27 protein-coding genes are annotated in these 18985 nt (G+C 37.5%); 24 read left to right on the forward strand and 3 right to left on the reverse strand.

Features of this window, described 5'->3' with window-relative positions:
• Positions 1–11: 11 nt before the first annotated feature.
• The 4 genes from dsbG (at position 12) to FTU55_RS00430 (ending at position 2155) form a co-directional block, all read left to right on the forward strand.
• The gene (gene dsbG / locus FTU55_RS00420) at positions 12–752 is read left to right on the forward strand and encodes a thiol:disulfide interchange protein DsbG (protein ID WP_075175219.1); all 741 of its coding nucleotides are present in this window, start codon (positions 12–14) and stop codon (positions 750–752) included.
• 271 nt (positions 753–1023) lie between these two features.
• On the forward strand, positions 1024–1554 hold the full coding sequence (locus FTU55_RS15055; protein WP_257220530.1) for an Abi family protein: 531 nt from the start codon (positions 1024–1026) through the stop codon (positions 1552–1554).
• Positions 1538–1948, forward strand: coding sequence for an Abi family protein (locus tag FTU55_RS15060; RefSeq protein ID WP_257223310.1), 411 nt, complete (start codon positions 1538–1540; stop codon positions 1946–1948). The genes FTU55_RS15055 and FTU55_RS15060 overlap by 17 nt, the downstream gene beginning before the upstream one ends.
• 3 nt (positions 1949–1951) lie before the next feature.
• Positions 1952–2155, forward strand: a complete 204-nt coding sequence (locus tag FTU55_RS00430) for a hypothetical protein (protein ID WP_127801575.1) — start codon at positions 1952–1954, stop codon at positions 2153–2155.
• A gap of 153 nt (positions 2156–2308) precedes the next feature.
• On the opposite strand, the gene FTU55_RS00435 is transcribed toward FTU55_RS00430, so the two are convergent.
• Positions 2309–3313: an OmpA family protein gene (locus tag FTU55_RS00435; RefSeq protein WP_180045804.1), complete on the reverse strand. Its 1005-nt coding sequence runs from the start codon at positions 3311–3313 to the stop codon at positions 2309–2311.
• Between the two features lie 659 nt (positions 3314–3972).
• On the opposite strand from FTU55_RS00435, the gene FTU55_RS00440 reads away from it, so the two are divergent.
• The 7 genes from FTU55_RS00440 (at position 3973) to FTU55_RS00470 (ending at position 9611) form a co-directional block, all read left to right on the forward strand.
• A complete protein-coding gene (locus FTU55_RS00440) occupies positions 3973–4959 on the forward strand; it encodes a DUF1852 domain-containing protein (RefSeq protein WP_016658148.1) in 987 nt (328 codons plus the stop codon).
• A 28-nt stretch (positions 4960–4987) separates the two neighbouring features.
• On the forward strand, positions 4988–6016 hold the full coding sequence (locus FTU55_RS00445; protein WP_180045806.1) for a methionine synthase: 1029 nt from the start codon (positions 4988–4990) through the stop codon (positions 6014–6016).
• Between the two features lie 109 nt (positions 6017–6125).
• Positions 6126–6617, forward strand: coding sequence for a flavin reductase (locus tag FTU55_RS00450; RefSeq protein WP_180045808.1), 492 nt, complete (start codon positions 6126–6128; stop codon positions 6615–6617).
• A gap of 41 nt (positions 6618–6658) precedes the next feature.
• A complete protein-coding gene (locus FTU55_RS00455) occupies positions 6659–7459 on the forward strand; it encodes a sulfite exporter TauE/SafE family protein (protein ID WP_180045810.1) in 801 nt (266 codons plus the stop codon).
• Positions 7460–7723: 264 nt separating this feature from the next.
• On the forward strand, positions 7724–8470 hold the full coding sequence (locus FTU55_RS00460) for an IS5 family transposase (RefSeq protein WP_180045812.1): 747 nt from the start codon (positions 7724–7726) through the stop codon (positions 8468–8470).
• 362 nt (positions 8471–8832) lie between these two features.
• Entirely contained in the window at positions 8833–9405 is a 573-nt protein-coding gene (locus FTU55_RS00465) for a hypothetical protein (protein WP_180045814.1), read from the forward strand.
• A gap of 5 nt (positions 9406–9410) precedes the next feature.
• Positions 9411–9611: a hypothetical protein gene (locus FTU55_RS00470; RefSeq protein ID WP_180045816.1), complete on the forward strand. Its 201-nt coding sequence runs from the start codon at positions 9411–9413 to the stop codon at positions 9609–9611.
• Between the two features lie 67 nt (positions 9612–9678).
• Here FTU55_RS00470 and FTU55_RS00475 read toward each other — a convergent pair whose 3' ends face one another.
• Positions 9679–10011, reverse strand: a complete 333-nt coding sequence (locus FTU55_RS00475; RefSeq protein WP_180045818.1) for a helix-turn-helix domain-containing protein — start codon at positions 10009–10011, stop codon at positions 9679–9681.
• Positions 10012–10153: 142 nt separating this feature from the next.
• On the opposite strand from FTU55_RS00475, the gene FTU55_RS00480 reads away from it, so the two are divergent.
• From FTU55_RS00480 to FTU55_RS00530, 11 genes are all read left to right on the forward strand, one after another.
• Positions 10154–11374, forward strand: coding sequence for a phage/plasmid replication protein, II/X family (locus FTU55_RS00480; RefSeq protein ID WP_180045820.1), 1221 nt, complete (start codon positions 10154–10156; stop codon positions 11372–11374).
• A gap of 10 nt (positions 11375–11384) precedes the next feature.
• Positions 11385–11708 (forward strand): hypothetical protein, encoded by a 324-nt coding sequence (locus FTU55_RS00485; protein WP_180045822.1) that lies wholly within the window; start codon positions 11385–11387, stop codon positions 11706–11708.
• 2 nt (positions 11709–11710) lie between these two features.
• Positions 11711–11914 (forward strand): hypothetical protein, encoded by a 204-nt coding sequence (locus FTU55_RS00490; RefSeq protein ID WP_180045824.1) that lies wholly within the window; start codon positions 11711–11713, stop codon positions 11912–11914.
• Positions 11915–12121: 207 nt separating this feature from the next.
• Positions 12122–12343, forward strand: coding sequence for a major capsid protein (locus tag FTU55_RS00495; protein ID WP_180045827.1), 222 nt, complete (start codon positions 12122–12124; stop codon positions 12341–12343).
• An 84-nt stretch (positions 12344–12427) separates the two neighbouring features.
• On the forward strand, positions 12428–13600 hold the full coding sequence (locus FTU55_RS15280; RefSeq protein WP_180045829.1) for a virulence factor TspB C-terminal domain-related protein: 1173 nt from the start codon (positions 12428–12430) through the stop codon (positions 13598–13600).
• A gap of 1 nt (position 13601) precedes the next feature.
• Entirely contained in the window at positions 13602–13883 is a 282-nt protein-coding gene (locus tag FTU55_RS00505) for a DUF2523 family protein (RefSeq protein WP_081403454.1), read from the forward strand.
• An 86-nt stretch (positions 13884–13969) separates the two neighbouring features.
• Complete coding sequence (locus FTU55_RS00510; protein WP_180045831.1) at positions 13970–14983, forward strand: zonular occludens toxin domain-containing protein; 1014 nt, start codon at positions 13970–13972, stop codon at positions 14981–14983.
• A 15-nt stretch (positions 14984–14998) separates the two neighbouring features.
• Complete coding sequence (locus tag FTU55_RS00515; protein WP_180045833.1) at positions 14999–15409, forward strand: hypothetical protein; 411 nt, start codon at positions 14999–15001, stop codon at positions 15407–15409.
• A gap of 170 nt (positions 15410–15579) precedes the next feature.
• Complete coding sequence (locus FTU55_RS00520; protein ID WP_180045835.1) at positions 15580–15855, forward strand: hypothetical protein; 276 nt, start codon at positions 15580–15582, stop codon at positions 15853–15855.
• 254 nt (positions 15856–16109) lie between these two features.
• Positions 16110–16682 carry a hypothetical protein gene (locus FTU55_RS00525; RefSeq protein WP_180045814.1) on the forward strand — a complete coding sequence of 191 codons (573 nt, stop codon included), beginning with the start codon at positions 16110–16112 and terminating at the stop codon, positions 16680–16682.
• Between the two features lie 5 nt (positions 16683–16687).
• Entirely contained in the window at positions 16688–16888 is a 201-nt protein-coding gene (locus FTU55_RS00530; protein ID WP_180045816.1) for a hypothetical protein, read from the forward strand.
• A gap of 67 nt (positions 16889–16955) precedes the next feature.
• Here FTU55_RS00530 and FTU55_RS00535 read toward each other — a convergent pair whose 3' ends face one another.
• Positions 16956–17288, reverse strand: coding sequence for a helix-turn-helix domain-containing protein (locus FTU55_RS00535; RefSeq protein ID WP_180045818.1), 333 nt, complete (start codon positions 17286–17288; stop codon positions 16956–16958).
• 142 nt (positions 17289–17430) lie between these two features.
• Here FTU55_RS00535 and FTU55_RS00540 point away from each other — a divergent pair, with 142 nt between their 5' ends.
• Positions 17431–18651: a phage/plasmid replication protein, II/X family gene (locus FTU55_RS00540; protein ID WP_180045820.1), complete on the forward strand. Its 1221-nt coding sequence runs from the start codon at positions 17431–17433 to the stop codon at positions 18649–18651.
• Positions 18652–18661: 10 nt separating this feature from the next.
• A complete protein-coding gene (locus FTU55_RS00545; RefSeq protein WP_180045822.1) occupies positions 18662–18985 on the forward strand; it encodes a hypothetical protein in 324 nt (107 codons plus the stop codon).

Here is an 18985-nt window from a genome sequence, read left to right on the forward strand (position 1 = left end):
AGGAAATTCTCATGAAAATGATCTATCCCGCTGCGTTGTTCCTGCTGCTGTTAAATACGACAGCATTTGCCCAGACTGATCTGAAAAAACAGATTGAGCAGGAAGGCTTTAAATTTATCAAACAGATTGAAGCGCCAGAAAAAATGACCGGATGGGCCGGGCATATGCAGCAAAGTCCGGCAACCGTGTTTATTTCCAATGACCAGAAATATTACATTATTGGCGATTTGCACAATGCCAAGGGTGAGAACCTGACCATCAAAGCGCTTGAAACCCATGTCAAAGACGCCGTGCTGGATGATGTCTGGAAAAGTCTGGAAAACTCCACCTGGATTCAGGACGGACAAAAAGATGCGCCGCGGATTGTATATGTATTTTCAGACCCGAATTGTCCGTATTGCCATACCTTCTGGCAAAAGGCACGTCCGTGGGTGAAGGCGGGGAAGGTACAGCTTAGACATATTCAGGTGGCAGTCATTCGTGATGAGAGTCGCGGGCAAGTGGCGACCATGCTGATGGCTAAAAATCCACAGCAGGTGTTTACCAGTTACAATGCCAACAAAGGGCAAAACAAGTTAAAAATTACCAAAAATATCCCTGCTGATATTGCTGCAAAAATAGATGCCAATCAGGAACTGATGGCTAAATATGGTTTCTTTGCCACGCCGTCAATGGTGTGGAAAAACCAGCAAGGCGAGTTTAAGTCCGCCCAAGGGATGACGGAGGATTTAAGAGAGATTTTTGAGAAGTAAAAGGTTCATGAACAATGGCAGATGTTGTTTAGGTTATCACCTGTGGCTTAAAAATTCTCCCCTTGCGGAATGCTGTTCCTCACCTCTTTAATAAATAGGGGGGAGAGGAGATTAGATATAAAAAAGACCGTCGCTAAGGGCAGTTTTTGATCATAACTTGCTAATAATGACAATTGTCGCTATTATGTATTTAATACAGCCGCCACGCTTAGTTCTTCTTTTGAAGTCCGCGCAACCTTGGCGGTTTTTTATGCCTCGATTTTAGTGAATTATGTTAAAACCTTATAATAAAAAGCCTTTATCATATGCTGAGCAAGTGCATCATCTACAGTCTAAAGGATTGAGTATTCATAATGTTGCTTGGGCTGAAGGAATATTGGCAAAATATGGTTATTATCGCTTAAGTGCATATTGGTATCCTTACCGAATAAGGTCAGGAAATAATGTCTTAGATCGATTCAAGCCGGGCACTTCGTTTGAAAAAATTGTGCAATTATATGAATTTGATACTGAATTACGATTACAAATATTCGGTGCTATCGAAATTATAGAAACGTTTTTACGAACGAAATTAACGTATTATCTCGGTCATCAATATGGTGCATTTGGTATCTACAATGCACAAAATTTTTATCCCAAATTTAACCATAGAAAATTTTTAGAAACATGCAACAAAGAAGTTGGACGCTCTAAAGATACTTTCATTCAGCATTTTCAACAAAATTATGATGGTTTTCCTCAAATCCCAATTTGGATGCTGACAGAAGTTTTAAGTTTTTGGTTCATTGTCATTTTTATATAGTGGTTTAATAAATAATAAGGCAAATAATAAAGAAGATAAGAAAGCAATCGCACAGTATTTTTCTTTGCATCATGAAAAATTAGCTGAATGGTTGCATATATTGACCTATGTAAGAAATATTTGTGCCCATCATGGACGGTTATGGAATAAAGAATTAGCAATTAAATCTAAAGCTGACAAAGATCCAAATTGGCAATCACCGATTACACCGACGAATAAACGTATCTTCTATGTACTCTTAATCTTAAAAACCTTGCTAAGACCGACAGGATTTGATTCAGAGTGGTGCTATCAATTGAATAAACTCTTAAAACCTATTGTGAAAGATGAAAATTGGCGTGTTGCGATGGGTTTTCCTGATAATTGGGAAGAACATCCTATTTGGAGCTTATGAAATATGGTAAAAAAAATACCAGAATTTTTAGAAGGTCGTAGCCCTGATCGTCAAAATCGCATTTTGGAAAATACAAAAATAATCTTAAAAGATTGTGTTATGGATGAGGTTTATTTATTACAACTAGCAGAAAAAGCGAAAAGTGAAGAAACTATCAGGATAACTTTAGCTGACTTAAGAGTTCGAGTTCACAAAAACCGCACTTAAAAGTTTGATAAGCTGAAACCGCGTATCGCTTAGTCTATCAAGTCATTGACGCCAAAATTGTGGTGCTTGTCTTAGACGTTGACCGCCGTGACACCATTTATAAAAAGATGTAAAAAAGACCGCTATATTGCGGTCTTTTTAGTATTTAGACTTTTATAATTTCACCAACTCCACCCGACGGTTTTTCGCCTTACCATCTTCAGTCGCATTATCTGCAACAGGCTGAGTATCCCCAAAACCTTTGGCTGTCAGACGATTTGTATCAATGCCTGCTTTGGTTAGAGCAGTCACCACAGCTTGCGCACGTTGCTCAGACAATTTTAAATTATGCGCCGCATCGCCTGTATTATCAGTATGTCCGTAAATGCCAAGTTTTAAATCATCGTTATCTTTCAGTAAAGCAATAATCTGATCTATTTGTTCTTGTGAGTCTGGCAAAATATCGGCTTGATCTGTGGCAAAGTTAATTTGCACACTCACTTTACTGTTCTGATCCAGACTTTGTTTCAGTGCACTCGACGTCAGTGCTTTGGCAGTGATATTTAAGGGCTGACTTTCCGCTACCATTAAACCCATATAGTGACCAGATTGCGCCAAATGGAACCAAATATTTTTATCCGCTTGTCGAATCACATACGTTTGCGCAGGGTAATTATAAATATCAGCCAAACCTGAACCATGTTGCACCCGAATGGCATCAGGCAGACTGTTGGCAAGCTCTTTGGGGATTTGACTATTGGCAACTTCTACACCGCCAAGCTGTTTAATTACCGCATCAAGATTACGCTGTATTTCTAAATAACTGCCTTCTTTATAATCTGATTTAGCGGTAATACCCGAACTAAACAGTTTTCCTTCAACCCAGTGAAAGTCATGTCCTGTCCAAAACGGCACACGTTCAAACTTTCGATTTTCATCATTCTGATAGCGATAACCCTGTGGTAACTCAATATAAGGAAACTCGCCAAGCACTGCGGTCGAAATGGGGATGTTATTCAGATCAAAATCTGAGCTGGCTTTGGCAGTTTCATTTGAATCTGATGTGATTTCAGAAGTACTGACTTCAGTTTCAGCCTGATCAGAAGTGGGTTTGGCACAGCCATACAGTGTCAGTACACAACCTAAACTTAGGCCTAAGATTGTTTTTTGAAAAGTCATCGGATATTTCCTTATTTTACTGATCTTAATATTCTGCTTGTATTTTAAGTAGTATAGCTGAGCCGGTTTAAATTTTCATTTTTTATAGAGGCTGAGCGTCGCTAAGTCGCCTCTCAAGAAGATAGGGCTACAGAAGATCACTGCATCTATTCGTTTAATAGGAAGGTAAATCACTGATCATTTACAAGCTAAACCCCTTGATTTTTCCTCATCTTCAACTGAGCCAAATTCATGTTGATGCTTTTATAGACATTTTTATATAAGCGCCGTTTGACCTAAATAGACCAGATCCAAATATTTAGGCGAGCCAATTTTTTATTCCATCAAGAAGCTCATTTTCTTCAACAAAATGTGAAGATATTTAGCTACAATAAAAATTATAAATAATTGTTTTTATTAAAATTAAAAAAATCTATTTTGATTCTAAATCTAGCTTTTTGGCCTTTTTCCAGCAAGAAAAATTGGACTCGATTGATGACTCATAGGGCAGTCTATTTTTCTATATTTTCGCCTTAAATAACGCTATTCAAATCAAAACATGAATTTAATTCACTATTAACTTAGATTAAATCATTTTTATTCATCTTAGGGTTCACGTATAACTAAAACCAGAAAGACATTCAGATTTTTATTTTTAGATATTTAAAGCGGTGGAACAGATGAGTCAACAGTTTGCATGTTCAATTAAACGTATTCGTTTTGATGAAAACTATCAACCAGCGGACAGTACCCGTTTAACAACCAACTTTGCCAATCTGGCGCGTGGCGAAAGCCGTGAACAGAACCTGCGTAACACGCTGCGCATGATCAATAACCGTTTTAATGCCTTGGCACATTGGGATAATCCGAAGGGTGACCGTTATTCACTGGAAATTGATATTGTGTCTGCAGATCTTGATGTCGAAGGCAATGGTAACGCCTTTCCAGCCATTGAAATGCTGAAATCAACGATTGTTGATCATCGTACCAATCAGCGTATTGAAGGCATGATCGGAAACAGTTTTTCATCGTATGTACGTGATTATGACTTTAGCGTGCTTTTATTGTCCCAAGGCCATAAAGCCGGGGAAATGCCTGACAACTTTGGTGATTTGCACGGCAAGCTGTATCAGTACGTGGTGAATTCCGAGGCGTTCCAGTCACAGTTTAATAAACAGCCGGTGATCTGCCTGAGCGTATCGACCACCAAAACCTATTATCGTACCGCCAATATTCATCCGGTGTTAGGGGTTGAATATCAGCAAAATGAATACTCAAGAACAGATCATTATTTCGCAAAAATGGGTTTAACTGTTCGCTATTTTAAACCGGAAAATAGTGCTGCACCTTTGGCGTTCTATTTTAGCGGTGATTTATTGGCGGATTATACCGATCTTGAATTAATCAGCGCGATTAGCACCATGGAAAGCTTCCAGAAGATTTATCGTCCTGAAATTTATAATGCCAACTCGACTGCAGGTCAGGTCTATCAACCTAGTCTTGAGTACCCGGATTATTCCTTAACGCAAATTGTCTATGATCGTGTCGAGCGTAGCCAGCTGGCCGTAAAACAGGGCAAATGGACAGAAGAACACTTTATTAAACCGTATCAGCACATTCTGGAACAGTGGGCTGCCAGCTACGCCGTAGCAACCAACGCTGCTTAATTCAACGTATAGAGATAGAAGATTAAAGATGAGCATTTTACTCCCAACCTCAACCGCAGGCAGCTTACCGAAACCATCCTGGCTGGCAGAACCGGAAAAACTCTGGTCGCCATGGAAACTTGAAGGCGATGCACTGCGTGAAGCCAAACAGGATGCCTTGAGCCTGTCACTGCATGAACAGTTACTGGCCGGAATTGATATTGTCAGCGATGGTGAGCAGACCCGTCAGCATTTTGTCACCACCTTTATTGAACATCTCGAAGGTGTGGATTTTGAAAAACGGGAAACGGTGCGTATTCGTAACCGTTATGATGCCAGCGTACCTTCGGTGATCGGTGAGGTGGCCCGGAAACAGCCGGTGTTTGTGGAAGATGCCAAGTTTTTACGCAGCCAGACCACTCAGCCAATTAAATGGGCTTTGCCGGGTCCAATGACCATGATTGATACCCTGTACGATGGTCATTACAAAAGCCGTGAAAAACTGGCCTGGGAATTTGCCAAAATCCTGAATCAGGAGGCAAGGGAACTCGAAGCCGCTGGGGTCGATATTATCCAGCTTGATGAACCTGCTTTTAACGTGTTCTTTGATGAAGTCAATGACTGGGGTGTGGCCACGCTGGAACGCGCACTGGAAGGTCTGAAATGCGAAACCGCCGTGCATATCTGCTATGGCTATGGCATTAAAGCCAATACTGACTGGAAAAAAACCTTAGGCTCTGAATGGCGTCAATATGAAGCCGTGTTCCCGAAACTGCAACAATCCAAAATTGATATTGTTTCGCTGGAATGTCAGAACTCACGCGTACCGATGGACCTGATTGAGCTGATCCGCGGCAAAAAAGTTATGGTTGGCGCTATTGATGTGGCCACCAACCAGATTGAAACCGCAGAAGAAGTGGCCAATACCTTGCGTAAAGCTTTGCAGTTTGTTGATGCCGACAAGCTTTATCCATCGACCAACTGTGGTATGACGCCGTTATCGCGTCAGGTGGCGCAAGGTAAACTTCGTGCTTTAAGCGCTGGCGCCGATATTGTGCGTCAAGAATTGAGTGCTTAACGCGCAGGCACATCATGTGGCAGAGCTGATGGGAATGGATGGAAAACATCTGGCCCATCCGCTTAACAACCATTTCAAGCATAACCCAAGAAAATGAAGGAATCCGGTGATGATTGAAGCAGCAGACTTTAGAAATGCCATGTCTTTGCTCAGCAGCGCGGTCAATGTGGTGACCACGGCAGGGGCGTCTGGTGTGCATGGATTTACCGCATCTGCCGTGTGTAGTGTAACCGATACACCACCGACCTTATTGGTTTGCATGAATCAGGCTTCACGCTCACACGCCCATTTTATTGAAAATAAAATCTTGAGCGTGAATGTGCTAGGCGCGCAGCATCAACAAATCTCCAATGTCTTTGCCTCCAAAATGAAGTCTGAAGAGCGCTTTCAATATGGAACCTGGACTGAGCTGGAAACCGGCGCGCCGGTGTTAACAGATGCCTTGACCAGCTTTGATTGCGAGATTGAGCAGATTCAGCAGGTGGGTACGCATAGCATTTTTATGTGCCGTGTGCTGGCCATTCAGCACAGTCAGCAAGGACATGGTCTGGTGTATTTTAATCGTGCCTATCATCAGGTTGGTGAGCTGGAACTTGCTTAAGGCGCCTTGTCTTTAATTTCAAATTATTCAGTCAGTATTTCGTGGAAATTATCATTTTTTTAATTATCGGGGCATGCGCAGGTTTTGCCGCTGGGCTGTTTGGGGTCGGTGGAGGAACAATCATTGTACCACTGTTATATATCGTGTTTATGCAGATGGGTTATAGCCCGGATGTGATTATGCATTTGGCTTTAGGTACATCGCTAGCAACTATTGTGATCACCTCTATCAGTTCATTGATGGCGCACCATAAGAACGAGGCAGTGCTGTGGCCAGTCTTTAGACATCTAGCTCCGCCTATGGCCATTGGATGCTTTTTCGGTGCAGGGATTGCCGGTTTAATTTCAGGCTTACATTTGCAGATTGTGGTAGGAATCTTTCTGATCTGGGTAGCGTATACCATGTTCATAGGTAGCAAAAAGCCGGTAGAGCAGGGGAAAACCTTACCCTCAACCGGTCAACAAATCGCTGCAGGCTCAGGAATTGGTTTTGCTTCAGCCATCTTTGGGATTGGCGGTGGCAGCTTGACCGTACCGTATCTCAACCGTTATGGCGTGGTCATGCAACAAGCGGTAGGCACATCTGCGGCCTGTGGTTTACCCATTGCAGTTGCTGGCGCTTTAGGCTTTATGATTTTTGGGATGCATGCGCAGGTCAATGTGCCCAATACTATTGGCTTTGTTCATATTTATGCTTTTCTTGGTATTAGCATTATGAGTTTCTTTACTGCCAAACTTGGGGCGAAAACAGCACATGCATTATCGCCACAAATCCTGAAAAAATGTTTCGCCGTGTTATTGGTGATTGTGGGCTGTTTCTTTCTGGTTAAGGGTTTGGGTTAAGCTGAAGGCAATTGGAAGATAACGAATACGCTCATAATAGTGGTTTGATTATAGAGCGTATGCTTCTCAGCAGATTCATGATCTAAATAATTATCTTTAGAAGGAGCTTCCTGTTCAATTTGGATTACTTAATTTACTTAGAAGAAGTCGGTTACCTCAATTAAAAAATAGAACAATAAATATTAGGGTCTGTTGACATTTACTGTGCAAAAAAAAATAGCGAAAAAGTAGAATTTAATCGCCAAACCAAATCTACTCCTCGCTATGCCTCGTACAATGTTGACTGATCAACACTGGTCTAAGTTAGAAAACATTTTCCGTAATTTTCGTATTTATCTCAAACAAAATCTTCGAAATTTTATTGAAGCTATTCTTTATAGAATCCGTACAGGCTGCCCGTGGCGGGATTTACCTGCTGCCTTCGGAAAGCCAAACTCCATATTCAAGAAATTTTCCCGGTGGTCGAAAGATAATAAGTTATTAAAAATATTTAAGTTAATTTCATCTGATGCTGATCTAGAGTGGGTATTTATTGATGCTAGCCATGTGAGGGCTCATCAGCATGCTACAGGAATCAAGGATCAGGCTATCTCAAAAAGTATCGGTGGAAATAGTTCTAAAATTCATTTGGCAGTTGATTCTCATGGGAACCCTGTTCAGTTTTTGATAGAGGATGGTACGACCCATGATGTAAAAGTGGCACCGAAATTAGTTAACAATATAGACCTGCACGAGACAGAAATTCTCTGTGCCGATAAGGGTTATGACTCTGAATCCTTGAGAGAACAGATAGAAAAAACGGGAACTCAAGCTAATATTCCCAAGAAATCCAATACACTTTCAAATAATGATCATGTGGATTGGTATTTTTATAAAATCAGGCATTTAATTGAGAATACTTTTGCTAGATTAAAGCAATTTAGAGGAATTGCCACACGCTATGACAAGCTAAAGCAAAGCTATGAAAATTCTGTTGCCTTAGCTTGTATCTTTATTTGGCTACCATTATGAAATGTCAACAGACCCTAAACTTGATCATACAATTGATAGGCTTTAATCCGGTGTAGCGTTCTATAATATGCGGGTTACGATTGACCAAAATTAAAACAACAGGGTGCTTTTATATATATTTATGCCAGGATAAGTTTGTATCCACACCAGGATAAAAGAATATATTCATGCCAGGATAAGTTTAGCTCCCGGATTTCCGCATAACGTATATTATGTTCCTTAGGATGCTTCACTGGAGAGATTAAACTATCGGTGGATCTCTCCAGTGAAGTTGTGCCAACATACAGTTTGTATAGGGCACAATCCCCGACATGCTATTTAACATAAAATGAAGTTATGCGACTTCAGAATGACTTTTATTAATGAAAAATTTTTTAAAAAATATACTAGCCGAAGATGAAAAGGAATCTCCTGAAGAGTTGAAGGAGAAAATAGATAAGTTTAAAGTTTTGTATGAGTACTACAAATTTTTATATGAAGATGAAAAATCTAGATATTCTAGACTAGAGGATAAATCTACAAAGTTTTTAACTTTTCTTGCTATTTTATCTTCAACTTATTTTATTTTTATTAGGTTTTATTTGTTTAACGATAGTGGTATAAGTAATTGTTTTTACTATTTAAATATTTTATTAATTATAATAACCATAGTTCTATTTAGTATTGCGTGGTATCACACGTTTATGGGGCTTAAAATTATGGGTACTGATAGGCTACCTTCAAAAAAAGAGTTTATTGTATCCTTTGAAAAATCTTCTTTACCGTCTTTTTATGTTCATTCCTCTAAAATTTTCATGGGGTTAGTTGATGATTATAGAAAAATAGGTGTTATAAAATATCAATCTGTAAAAAAAGCTTATAATTTTATATTACTATCAGGTATCAGTTTTATCATTTCTATACTTTTATTTATTTTCTCTAGAATAGGACAATAGTAGACATGCTTAATAAACTAAAATCAGTTGTTAAAAAATCTTTAAAATATGAAAAAAAATCAACAGAGAAAGAGGGCGATTCAGATTTCAAAAGTCAAATTCCAGATATGGAAGATGCACCTCAAGCTGAATCTTCAACAACAACTTATTTAGGCACATTTAGATTTAATGATAGCAAGGGTGGGAAAGTCAAAAGAATTAAATAATGTAAAAAAAGAGTCCACGTCTTCTAATGGTGGACTCTAGTCTCAAATTTAAGACTTTTATCAAAAATTACTTCATCAATTCTTTGCTTTTGTTATGAACAATCATCATGCGAAGCATATCTTTTAATTGCTCTCGTTCTTTACCTTCAAAACGCTCAACTTCACGAAATAGGATTTTAAGGTCGCCATTCAGACCCAATTCTTCATCGTCAAATAAAACCATATCAGAACTTACTCCAAGGGCTATTACTATATTTTTGATAGTTGATGCTCTCGGATCACTGCCTTCTTTTAATGCGCTGCTAATTGTACTGGCAGGCAAGTTCGCTAACTTAGCTAAGTCTTTCTGACTTATGTTTAGCTCTTTACAAAGCCTTCTAATGTTTGCTGAAACGCTCATTTAATCCAGTATTCCGTTCTAAAGATGCATATATATATACTTTATTCGCATTTGAAACGAAATAGTGGATTATTTTATTGATTTAAACGTTAAATTGTTTTATAAAACGAATTAATGTTTTAAATAAACGATATTACGTTTTATGTTGGATCATCTTTGTATAAATGCGCCCTTTGAGAGCAGCTTCTATTCTGTAGATGCTGAAGGACGTTATTTCTTCATTGATGTTGATCTACACAGTATTGAAATTCCTTTAGCGTCACGATCTGTTCACAAAAATGATGATGGGACTATCTCAGCATCAGCCTTATTTCATCCGTACGAATCAGTCCCAACGCATTACACAGGTATGGCCGTTAAAGTTTTTTTCGATTCTTACTATGAGCCTTATGTTCAGATCAAAGCGAGTCCAGCAAAGCTATTACAAGGGCATAACGTATTCGGATCAGACAATATCGAGCAAGGTGCTATGGAAATGATCGGCTTCTTGTATGAAGCATATCCATTATTAGCAAGAATGCTCGATTTCCAAAAAGCATGGGTGTCACATATTGATGTGACTTACTCAACTCGTCTTAAAGACCAAACTACAGCAAAAAAAGTTCTCGAATATTTAGGGAATGTTAGTAATGGTCAGACACGAGTAAGTAAAAAGGCTTATGACACTTCACGCTACTGGGGCGGTGAAACTTCTCGGTTGCTCAACCATAAATGTTATTTAAAACATGATGAGTTCATGGCGCAATTTGCTGAACAACAACAACTTGCGAAAAAAATGGATAAATCAGCGATGCGTGTTGTTGAGGTCATGTCTAATCAGAAACTTATTGATTGGACAATCGGGCTTTTACGCTTTGAGTCACGTTTAAAAAAACGCTGGTTAGAGCGAAATAATGTTCCTACTAACCTATTCGAATTAATTCGTTTCCAAAAACAAAATCCTAACTTACTTCAAACACTTTGGACAAAAGCCACGCACAGCATATTTGAAGCTCTTAGAGGTCAAACTATGAAATTAACTGACGATTTAAGTGTACTTGAAGCTATCGAACGGTCAGAAGTAGTCATGACTAAATCGGGTAAGCCTTCACCAACCAAAGTCAGAAATCTATTCGCAATGTACTGCCTGATCAGAGAAAAGGGCATTGAGGAATTGAAAACAAATTATTCCAAAGCTTCATTTCATCGATTGATTGCTGAACTTTGCTTATGTGGTTTCTCAAAAGCTTATTTACAGAATCTACATACAGATAAAGCTAACAACATTATTCCTTTTATCAAGCTCATTGAGATTGATTTCAACCAGCAATTGCCAGAATGGTATGTAGAGCCAAACTCGCAATTTAACTACAAAATAGCTTAGGAGCTAAAAAATGTCACAAATACAGACTGTTATCGTCACAGGTTTAAAAATGTCACACGGTGAATTTACCCCTGAAAATGGCAAAAACAAAGGCATTCCACAGCCTTATGACAACCTAAATATTTATGCTTCGATTCCTTTCCCCGAAGCGAATATGGAAGCTAAAGGATCGTCGGAACAGATATTTAAATTAAAAGGTTCAGGTAATTACTATCGTTTTAAAGATGTTGAATTGCCTTGTAAATTTGATCTCGAATTTGAGTTCGATTTTACTCGCACACCGCCAAAACCAGTTCTAAAAGATATTCAAGTATCAGAACAAGATGTTATTTGATCATGTATAGAAAAAATCCCATTTACAGAACAACAACTTATGACAGAAAAGTAGGGCAGTTGCGTAAAGAGGATTATTTAAAGATTAGGCAAATTCTTAATCTTTATTTAGAAGAACAGCAAAGCATTGATACTACGACAAATGATGAAATTAATGATTTAAAAACATTGATTTGGAAAGTAGACCATCAAGCTGAACGGATGTAGGAATTTAAGAAATGCACGTTTGCAAGACTTTATCACAGCCAAATGAATCAGGTCTGCAAACATGCTTGGAGTGGCAGGATATTAAATCATTCTTGCCTGATTTAACGGTACAGCAAGCCAATGAATTACTAATCGCAATCGTGGGTTGCCTTGCCGTTGTATTCATCGTTAAGCAAGTTATTAGCTTGCTCAAATAATGAGGTTTATATGAAAACTCAAGTTCAACAAAAAAACAAGGCACTACCAGTTGCTTTAGGTACTGGACTGATGGTTGCTGCTGGTTCTGCATTTGCGGAGGGTGATCTAGCAACAGGAGCAACTACTGCAATTAGTGGTGGCTCAGGAACACTTCAAACTGTAGGTATTGCCATCATTGGTGTTGTTGCTGGTGTTTGGGTCATTAAACGTGTAATTGCGTTAATTCGTTAATTCACAAAACCCCATTACATCCAGTAATGGGGTTCTAAGCTTTTAGTCATGACTAAATTTAGAATGAGGTAATAGGGTGGACGTGTGGATTTATTTTATCGTTATGTGCTTATGCTTTCTTTTTTTATTACGTTAAATCAAAGCTATGCATCTTCGCCAGCTACGACTGCTGGTTCTTGGAACTATACGGTTACACAAGATGGATCAAAAAAAACGAATATTAGTGGCTCAAAAAATATTACCGTCAATGGTCAACCTAAAACGCTTACTTCAACCATCAAAGACTTCAAACCTAAAAATGGCTTAATTGGTCGAACGATGTATCGTCGTTTAATGGCTGGAACTGCTGGATTAGGCGTTGCTGCTGTAGCTGGATTCTTACATACAAAAGGTTGGTATTTAGATACGCTTACAGGACTATATGTAATCGGTGCCAGTCAAAAATATGTATGGACATGCGGTGGAATACAACATAATTCACCAGCATCGTATGCAAGTTGTATGCTTGGTGTGCTTCAACAGCAAAACCCTACATACGACTTTGCGATCAATACAATTGAAAATGATAAAGAGAAAGTCCGTGTTGTATTTGACAAAACCGCACCTAATTTGCCGTCATATCAACAATCTGTTGTTATTACGAACACAGGCACAATTACGAATGAAGATGAAGAAGTTAAACCTACAACATTAACTCCTGAAATATTAGATGACATCCTGACTAATCCTGCTGTAAATACTCAGGCTACTGCAATCCCTGAAGCCTTAACACCTGATGTTGCAAACGGTGAAACACCATCTACATTTGAGCCTTATGTTGATATTTCGACTGCCTTAGATCAACAGGCGGTTTATCCTTCACAGACTGATGTAACTTCTACAACAACGACAACAGATACAGCTACAGGTAATCAGACAACATCAACGACAAATACTGCTATCCCTGAATTCTGTAATTGGGCTACGCCTATATGTTCATTTCTCGACTGGTTTAAAGACGACTCTGCCATTCCTGAACCTGAAAAATATGAAGTCCGTGAATTTGATAAAAACAAACTGCCGACTTCACCTGAATTTAACTTTAGAGGTAATTGCCCAGCACCTAAAACATTTAATTTAAATTTAGGTATGGCATCTACTCAAATATCACTTCCTTATGACTACTTCTGTTCATTTGCAAATGATATACGTCCATTTGTGATTCTCGCAGCATGGCTGCATGCCTGTTATATCTTCGTTGGCTTCGTGAGGTCATAAAATGGCGGGTTTATTAGTACGTGTATTAACTTGGTTTGCATCCGGTCTAGTCTTTCAAGCCTTATCTGCCTTTGGTATTGGCATCTTCTCAATGTATTTCTTAAACGAAATTACTTCTTCCTTGATTGATTCTATGAGAGATGCTGTTACAGGTTTACCTCCTGCTGTACTTGGCATTCTTGGGCTTGCTGGCTTTGATAAATATTTATCTATTGTATTAGGTACATTTGTCACTGTGACTTATTTGCGCTCTATGAGATTTGTATTAACTAGAGAAATGTAATGAATCCCATTGCGAATGACGACGAAGCATGAGGAGGATTGAGCAATGGGAATATATCACTTCAATTGGTTTGATGAGCTTGTACTATGCTAACACTGATTACGGCAACTCCAGGTTCGGGTAAGACATTAAAGGCTTTAGCTATCATCTTCGACTTTCTAAATGATGGTCGCAATGTATGGACTAACATTGACGGCATTAATATCTCTGGTGTTCGTAAATTTGAAGATGATTTAGAGAATCCATTTGATTGGCGTAAATTGGATCATGGCTCTGTCGTTCTTTATGATGAAGCACAAAAGCACCCAGCATTTGCCAAGAGAGATATGTTAAAAAAATACCCAAAGGATAGGGCAGAAGACATAGCCAATATTGCTTGGGATCTCGATTACCATCGGCATAATGGTTATGACATTGTATTAATTACCCAGTCACCAAAACTTATAAATCAACATACATTAGACTTTGTTGGTGAGCATTTACATTTAAGACGTGTCTTTGGCTTAAAACAGGCTACAATCTTCCATTTCCCTGAACATAAGCTAAATCCAAATACAAGAAGTGTTCGTGATGAAGCAATTAATAAAGAAACATTTAAATTCCCCAAGCACTTATTTAAGTTCTATAAATCAGCTACTCAGCATACTCACAAGACCAAAATACCTTTGAAATATATAGCTATTCTTATAGCTGTATTTATAGGGATACCCAGTTATGTTTATTCAAAGTGGAAGGATGATAAAATATTAAATAGTCAAAATACGGTCATAGAAGATTCAAAGCAGCCTGTTAAAGCGCAAGCACCAATTGACACATCCCCAGTAAAATCAACTACGGAAAAAGAGGTTAAAGCTGTAGATTTGGAGCAACAAGAATTATCAAGAATCGCCATGATTATAGATTCATCTACTGATTGTTACGCCAAAAACTCTTATGGTGACATTGTTGATATTACGATTAATGAATGCCGAGCTTTATCAACGAAAAATAATAGGATGTCTTTCTCTAAAGTGAAAAAAGAACAGTATTTACAAGAAAATGTCTCTGTAAATAGTAATGAAAATATAGATTATAAACCGCCAACGTATCCGAATCTTTAATCACTAGGAGTGAATATGACTGAAAAACGCTTTGAACCTGTATATGATAATAATGAGTACAATATTTTAGGCTCTGATCTTGGTTCAATTGAAACAGAATTTAAGAGTTTAATTGAGGATTATCAATATTTAACTAAAAGATTAATGGATATTGATAACCCTATAACTGATGGCGAGATAGACTGGCTTGGTATTACGGATTTAAAAATCAATGCTGTTTACCGCTTTATTTACTCTGAATTTAGCAAATTGAAAGGCAGTGATACAGCATTAAAGATGCAGCTTGCTATTGATAATCAAGATATTATTAAACAGCTTTATGACAAAATCCATGAGCAGCGAAAGCTAAATATTGAAAATGATCCTGTTCTTCGGGAGCTTTCCAAACAAGTTCGTCAACTTCGCATTCTAACCTTCGGTCAATAGTAATTTGAGCTGCTTAAACGCATGTAATTGTATAAAACCCATCAATCTGTGATTGATAGGGTTTTAACAATTATAGTGGCTTAAGGAGCAGGCAAGGACGGGGAATATTTGCTATCGTTACCATAAGTACAGACGCGCCAGTGTTTCGATCCTCAACTTGAGATCATGTCATGCAACTCATTCAGTTTAATTTAGATCATTTAGATAAGACTCTAATAAATCAACAAGATATTGAATATAATCAAATTATTGACTATGAGATAGTCAGGGAAAGTATTTGTAGCTTGATATTTAAATTAAGTAGACAGGCGAAATTAGCCGATTCTGAACAACAAGAAATACTTCAAAAAAATATAAGTAAACTCATCTACATAAGAGATCATTTACAAATCCACGATAGAACTTCTATTCAAAAAATCATGTCTGAGATCAGGTCTTATCAATAACTATCTTGATGTCATAGCCACGCAGATTTGCGTAAGCTTGCTTGGACGCAAATCGAGTAGCGATCTGATTTCTGCATAACTTATATTATGTTCATTAACAGATGCTTGACAGCGATGTCACTGGTTACATAAGCTGTCAAGCACAGCACCAACAATTGAAATGGGTTGCGGCAACGCAACTAAGTTAGGGTGCTGTCGTAGAGATGTTATTTAACATAAAATGAAGTTATGCGACTTCAGAATGACTTTTATTAATGAAAAATTTTTTAAAAAATATACTAGCCGAAGATGAAAAGGAATCTCCTGAAGAGTTGAAGGAGAAAATAGATAAGTTTAAAGTTTTGTATGAGTACTACAAATTTTTATATGAAGATGAAAAATCTAGATATTCTAGACTAGAGGATAAATCTACAAAGTTTTTAACTTTTCTTGCTATTTTATCTTCAACTTATTTTATTTTTATTAGGTTTTATTTGTTTAACGATAGTGGTATAAGTAATTGTTTTTACTATTTAAATATTTTATTAATTATAATAACCATAGTTCTATTTAGTATTGCGTGGTATCACACGTTTATGGGGCTTAAAATTATGGGTACTGATAGGCTACCTTCAAAAAAAGAGTTTATTGTATCCTTTGAAAAATCTTCTTTACCGTCTTTTTATGTTCATTCCTCTAAAATTTTCATGGGGTTAGTTGATGATTATAGAAAAATAGGTGTTATAAAATATCAATCTGTAAAAAAAGCTTATAATTTTATATTACTATCAGGTATCAGTTTTATCATTTCTATACTTTTATTTATTTTCTCTAGAATAGGACAATAGTAGACATGCTTAATAAACTAAAATCAGTTGTTAAAAAATCTTTAAAATATGAAAAAAAATCAACAGAGAAAGAGGGCGATTCAGATTTCAAAAGTCAAATTCCAGATATGGAAGATGCACCTCAAGCTGAATCTTCAACAACAACTTATTTAGGCACATTTAGATTTAATGATAGCAAGGGTGGGAAAGTCAAAAGAATTAAATAATGTAAAAAAAGAGTCCACGTCTTCTAATGGTGGACTCTAGTCTCAAATTTAAGACTTTTATCAAAAATTACTTCATCAATTCTTTGCTTTTGTTATGAACAATCATCATGCGAAGCATATCTTTTAATTGCTCTCGTTCTTTACCTTCAAAACGCTCAACTTCACGAAATAGGATTTTAAGGTCGCCATTCAGACCCAATTCTTCATCGTCAAATAAAACCATATCAGAACTTACTCCAAGGGCTATTACTATATTTTTGATAGTTGATGCTCTCGGATCACTGCCTTCTTTTAATGCGCTGCTAATTGTACTGGCAGGCAAGTTCGCTAACTTAGCTAAGTCTTTCTGACTTATGTTTAGCTCTTTACAAAGCCTTCTAATGTTTGCTGAAACGCTCATTTAATCCAGTATTCCGTTCTAAAGATGCATATATATATACTTTATTCGCATTTGAAACGAAATAGTGGATTATTTTATTGATTTAAACGTTAAATTGTTTTATAAAACGAATTAATGTTTTAAATAAACGATATTACGTTTTATGTTGGATCATCTTTGTATAAATGCGCCCTTTGAGAGCAGCTTCTATTCTGTAGATGCTGAAGGACGTTATTTCTTCATTGATGTTGATCTACACAGTATTGAAATTCCTTTAGCGTCACGATCTGTTCACAAAAATGATGATGGGACTATCTCAGCATCAGCCTTATTTCATCCGTACGAATCAGTCCCAACGCATTACACAGGTATGGCCGTTAAAGTTTTTTTCGATTCTTACTATGAGCCTTATGTTCAGATCAAAGCGAGTCCAGCAAAGCTATTACAAGGGCATAACGTATTCGGATCAGACAATATCGAGCAAGGTGCTATGGAAATGATCGGCTTCTTGTATGAAGCATATCCATTATTAGCAAGAATGCTCGATTTCCAAAAAGCATGGGTGTCACATATTGATGTGACTTACTCAACTCGTCTTAAAGACCAAACTACAGCAAAAAAAGTTCTCGAATATTTAGGGAATGTTAGTAATGGTCAGACACGAGTAAGTAAAAAGGCTTATGACACTTCACGCTACTGGGGCGGTGAAACTTCTCGGTTGCTCAACCATAAATGTTATTTAAAACATGATGAGTTCATGGCGCAATTTGCTGAACAACAACAACTTGCGAAAAAAATGGATAAATCAGCGATGCGTGTTGTTGAGGTCATGTCTAATCAGAAACTTATTGATTGGACAATCGGGCTTTTACGCTTTGAGTCACGTTTAAAAAAACGCTGGTTAGAGCGAAATAATGTTCCTACTAACCTATTCGAATTAATTCGTTTCCAAAAACAAAATCCTAACTTACTTCAAACACTTTGGACAAAAGCCACGCACAGCATATTTGAAGCTCTTAGAGGTCAAACTATGAAATTAACTGACGATTTAAGTGTACTTGAAGCTATCGAACGGTCAGAAGTAGTCATGACTAAATCGGGTAAGCCTTCACCAACCAAAGTCAGAAATCTATTCGCAATGTACTGCCTGATCAGAGAAAAGGGCATTGAGGAATTGAAAACAAATTATTCCAAAGCTTCATTTCATCGATTGATTGCTGAACTTTGCTTATGTGGTTTCTCAAAAGCTTATTTACAGAATCTACATACAGATAAAGCTAACAACATTATTCCTTTTATCAAGCTCATTGAGATTGATTTCAACCAGCAATTGCCAGAATGGTATGTAGAGCCAAACTCGCAATTTAACTACAAAATAGCTTAGGAGCTAAAAAATGTCACAAATACAGACTGTTATCGTCACAGGTTTAAAAATGTCACACGGTGAATTTACCCCTGAAAATGGCAAAAACAAAGGCATTCCACAGCCTTATGACAACCTAAATATTTATGCTTCGATTCCTTTCCCCGAAGCGAATATGGAAGCTAAAGGATCGTCGGAACAGATATTTAAATTAAAAGGTTCAGGTAATTACTATCGTTTTAAAGATGTTGAATTGCCTTGTAAATTTGATCTCGAATTTGAGTTCGATTTTACTCGCACACCGCCAAAACCAGTTCTAAAAGATATTCAAGTATCAGAACAAGATGTTATTTGA

This window comes from Acinetobacter sp. YH12117 (assembly GCF_013418865.1).
In the GTDB taxonomy this organism is placed as follows: domain Bacteria; phylum Pseudomonadota; class Gammaproteobacteria; order Pseudomonadales; family Moraxellaceae; genus Acinetobacter; species Acinetobacter indicus.

Bases quoted from the DNA above. Each gene is read 5' to 3' on its own strand.
- dsbG (WP_075175219.1), top strand. From the start codon at position 12: ATGAAAATGATCTATCCCGCTGCGTTGTTCCTGCTGCTGTTAAATACG.
- FTU55_RS15055 (WP_257220530.1), top strand. From the start codon at position 1,024: ATGTTAAAACCTTATAATAAAAAGCCTTTATCATATGCTGAGCAAGTG.
- FTU55_RS00430 (WP_127801575.1), top strand. From the start codon at position 1,952: ATGGTAAAAAAAATACCAGAATTTTTAGAAGGTCGTAGCCCTGATCGT.
- FTU55_RS00435 (WP_180045804.1), bottom strand. From the start codon at position 3,313: ATGACTTTTCAAAAAACAATCTTAGGCCTAAGTTTAGGTTGTGTACTG.
- FTU55_RS00440 (WP_016658148.1), top strand. From the start codon at position 3,973: ATGAGTCAACAGTTTGCATGTTCAATTAAACGTATTCGTTTTGATGAA.
- FTU55_RS00445 (WP_180045806.1), top strand. From the start codon at position 4,988: ATGAGCATTTTACTCCCAACCTCAACCGCAGGCAGCTTACCGAAACCA.
- FTU55_RS00450 (WP_180045808.1), top strand. From the start codon at position 6,126: ATGATTGAAGCAGCAGACTTTAGAAATGCCATGTCTTTGCTCAGCAGC.
- FTU55_RS00460 (WP_180045812.1), top strand. From the start codon at position 7,724: ATGCCTCGTACAATGTTGACTGATCAACACTGGTCTAAGTTAGAAAAC.
- FTU55_RS00465 (WP_180045814.1), top strand. From the start codon at position 8,833: ATGAAAAATTTTTTAAAAAATATACTAGCCGAAGATGAAAAGGAATCT.
- FTU55_RS00470 (WP_180045816.1), top strand. From the start codon at position 9,411: ATGCTTAATAAACTAAAATCAGTTGTTAAAAAATCTTTAAAATATGAA.
- FTU55_RS00475 (WP_180045818.1), bottom strand. From the start codon at position 10,011: ATGAGCGTTTCAGCAAACATTAGAAGGCTTTGTAAAGAGCTAAACATA.
- FTU55_RS00480 (WP_180045820.1), top strand. From the start codon at position 10,154: ATGTTGGATCATCTTTGTATAAATGCGCCCTTTGAGAGCAGCTTCTAT.
- FTU55_RS00485 (WP_180045822.1), top strand. From the start codon at position 11,385: ATGTCACAAATACAGACTGTTATCGTCACAGGTTTAAAAATGTCACAC.
- FTU55_RS00490 (WP_180045824.1), top strand. From the start codon at position 11,711: ATGTATAGAAAAAATCCCATTTACAGAACAACAACTTATGACAGAAAA.
- FTU55_RS00495 (WP_180045827.1), top strand. From the start codon at position 12,122: ATGAAAACTCAAGTTCAACAAAAAAACAAGGCACTACCAGTTGCTTTA.
- FTU55_RS00505 (WP_081403454.1), top strand. From the start codon at position 13,602: ATGGCGGGTTTATTAGTACGTGTATTAACTTGGTTTGCATCCGGTCTA.
- FTU55_RS00510 (WP_180045831.1), top strand. From the start codon at position 13,970: ATGCTAACACTGATTACGGCAACTCCAGGTTCGGGTAAGACATTAAAG.
- FTU55_RS00515 (WP_180045833.1), top strand. From the start codon at position 14,999: ATGACTGAAAAACGCTTTGAACCTGTATATGATAATAATGAGTACAAT.
- FTU55_RS00520 (WP_180045835.1), top strand. From the start codon at position 15,580: ATGCAACTCATTCAGTTTAATTTAGATCATTTAGATAAGACTCTAATA.
- FTU55_RS00525 (WP_180045814.1), top strand. From the start codon at position 16,110: ATGAAAAATTTTTTAAAAAATATACTAGCCGAAGATGAAAAGGAATCT.
- FTU55_RS00530 (WP_180045816.1), top strand. From the start codon at position 16,688: ATGCTTAATAAACTAAAATCAGTTGTTAAAAAATCTTTAAAATATGAA.
- FTU55_RS00535 (WP_180045818.1), bottom strand. From the start codon at position 17,288: ATGAGCGTTTCAGCAAACATTAGAAGGCTTTGTAAAGAGCTAAACATA.
- FTU55_RS00540 (WP_180045820.1), top strand. From the start codon at position 17,431: ATGTTGGATCATCTTTGTATAAATGCGCCCTTTGAGAGCAGCTTCTAT.
- FTU55_RS00545 (WP_180045822.1), top strand. From the start codon at position 18,662: ATGTCACAAATACAGACTGTTATCGTCACAGGTTTAAAAATGTCACAC.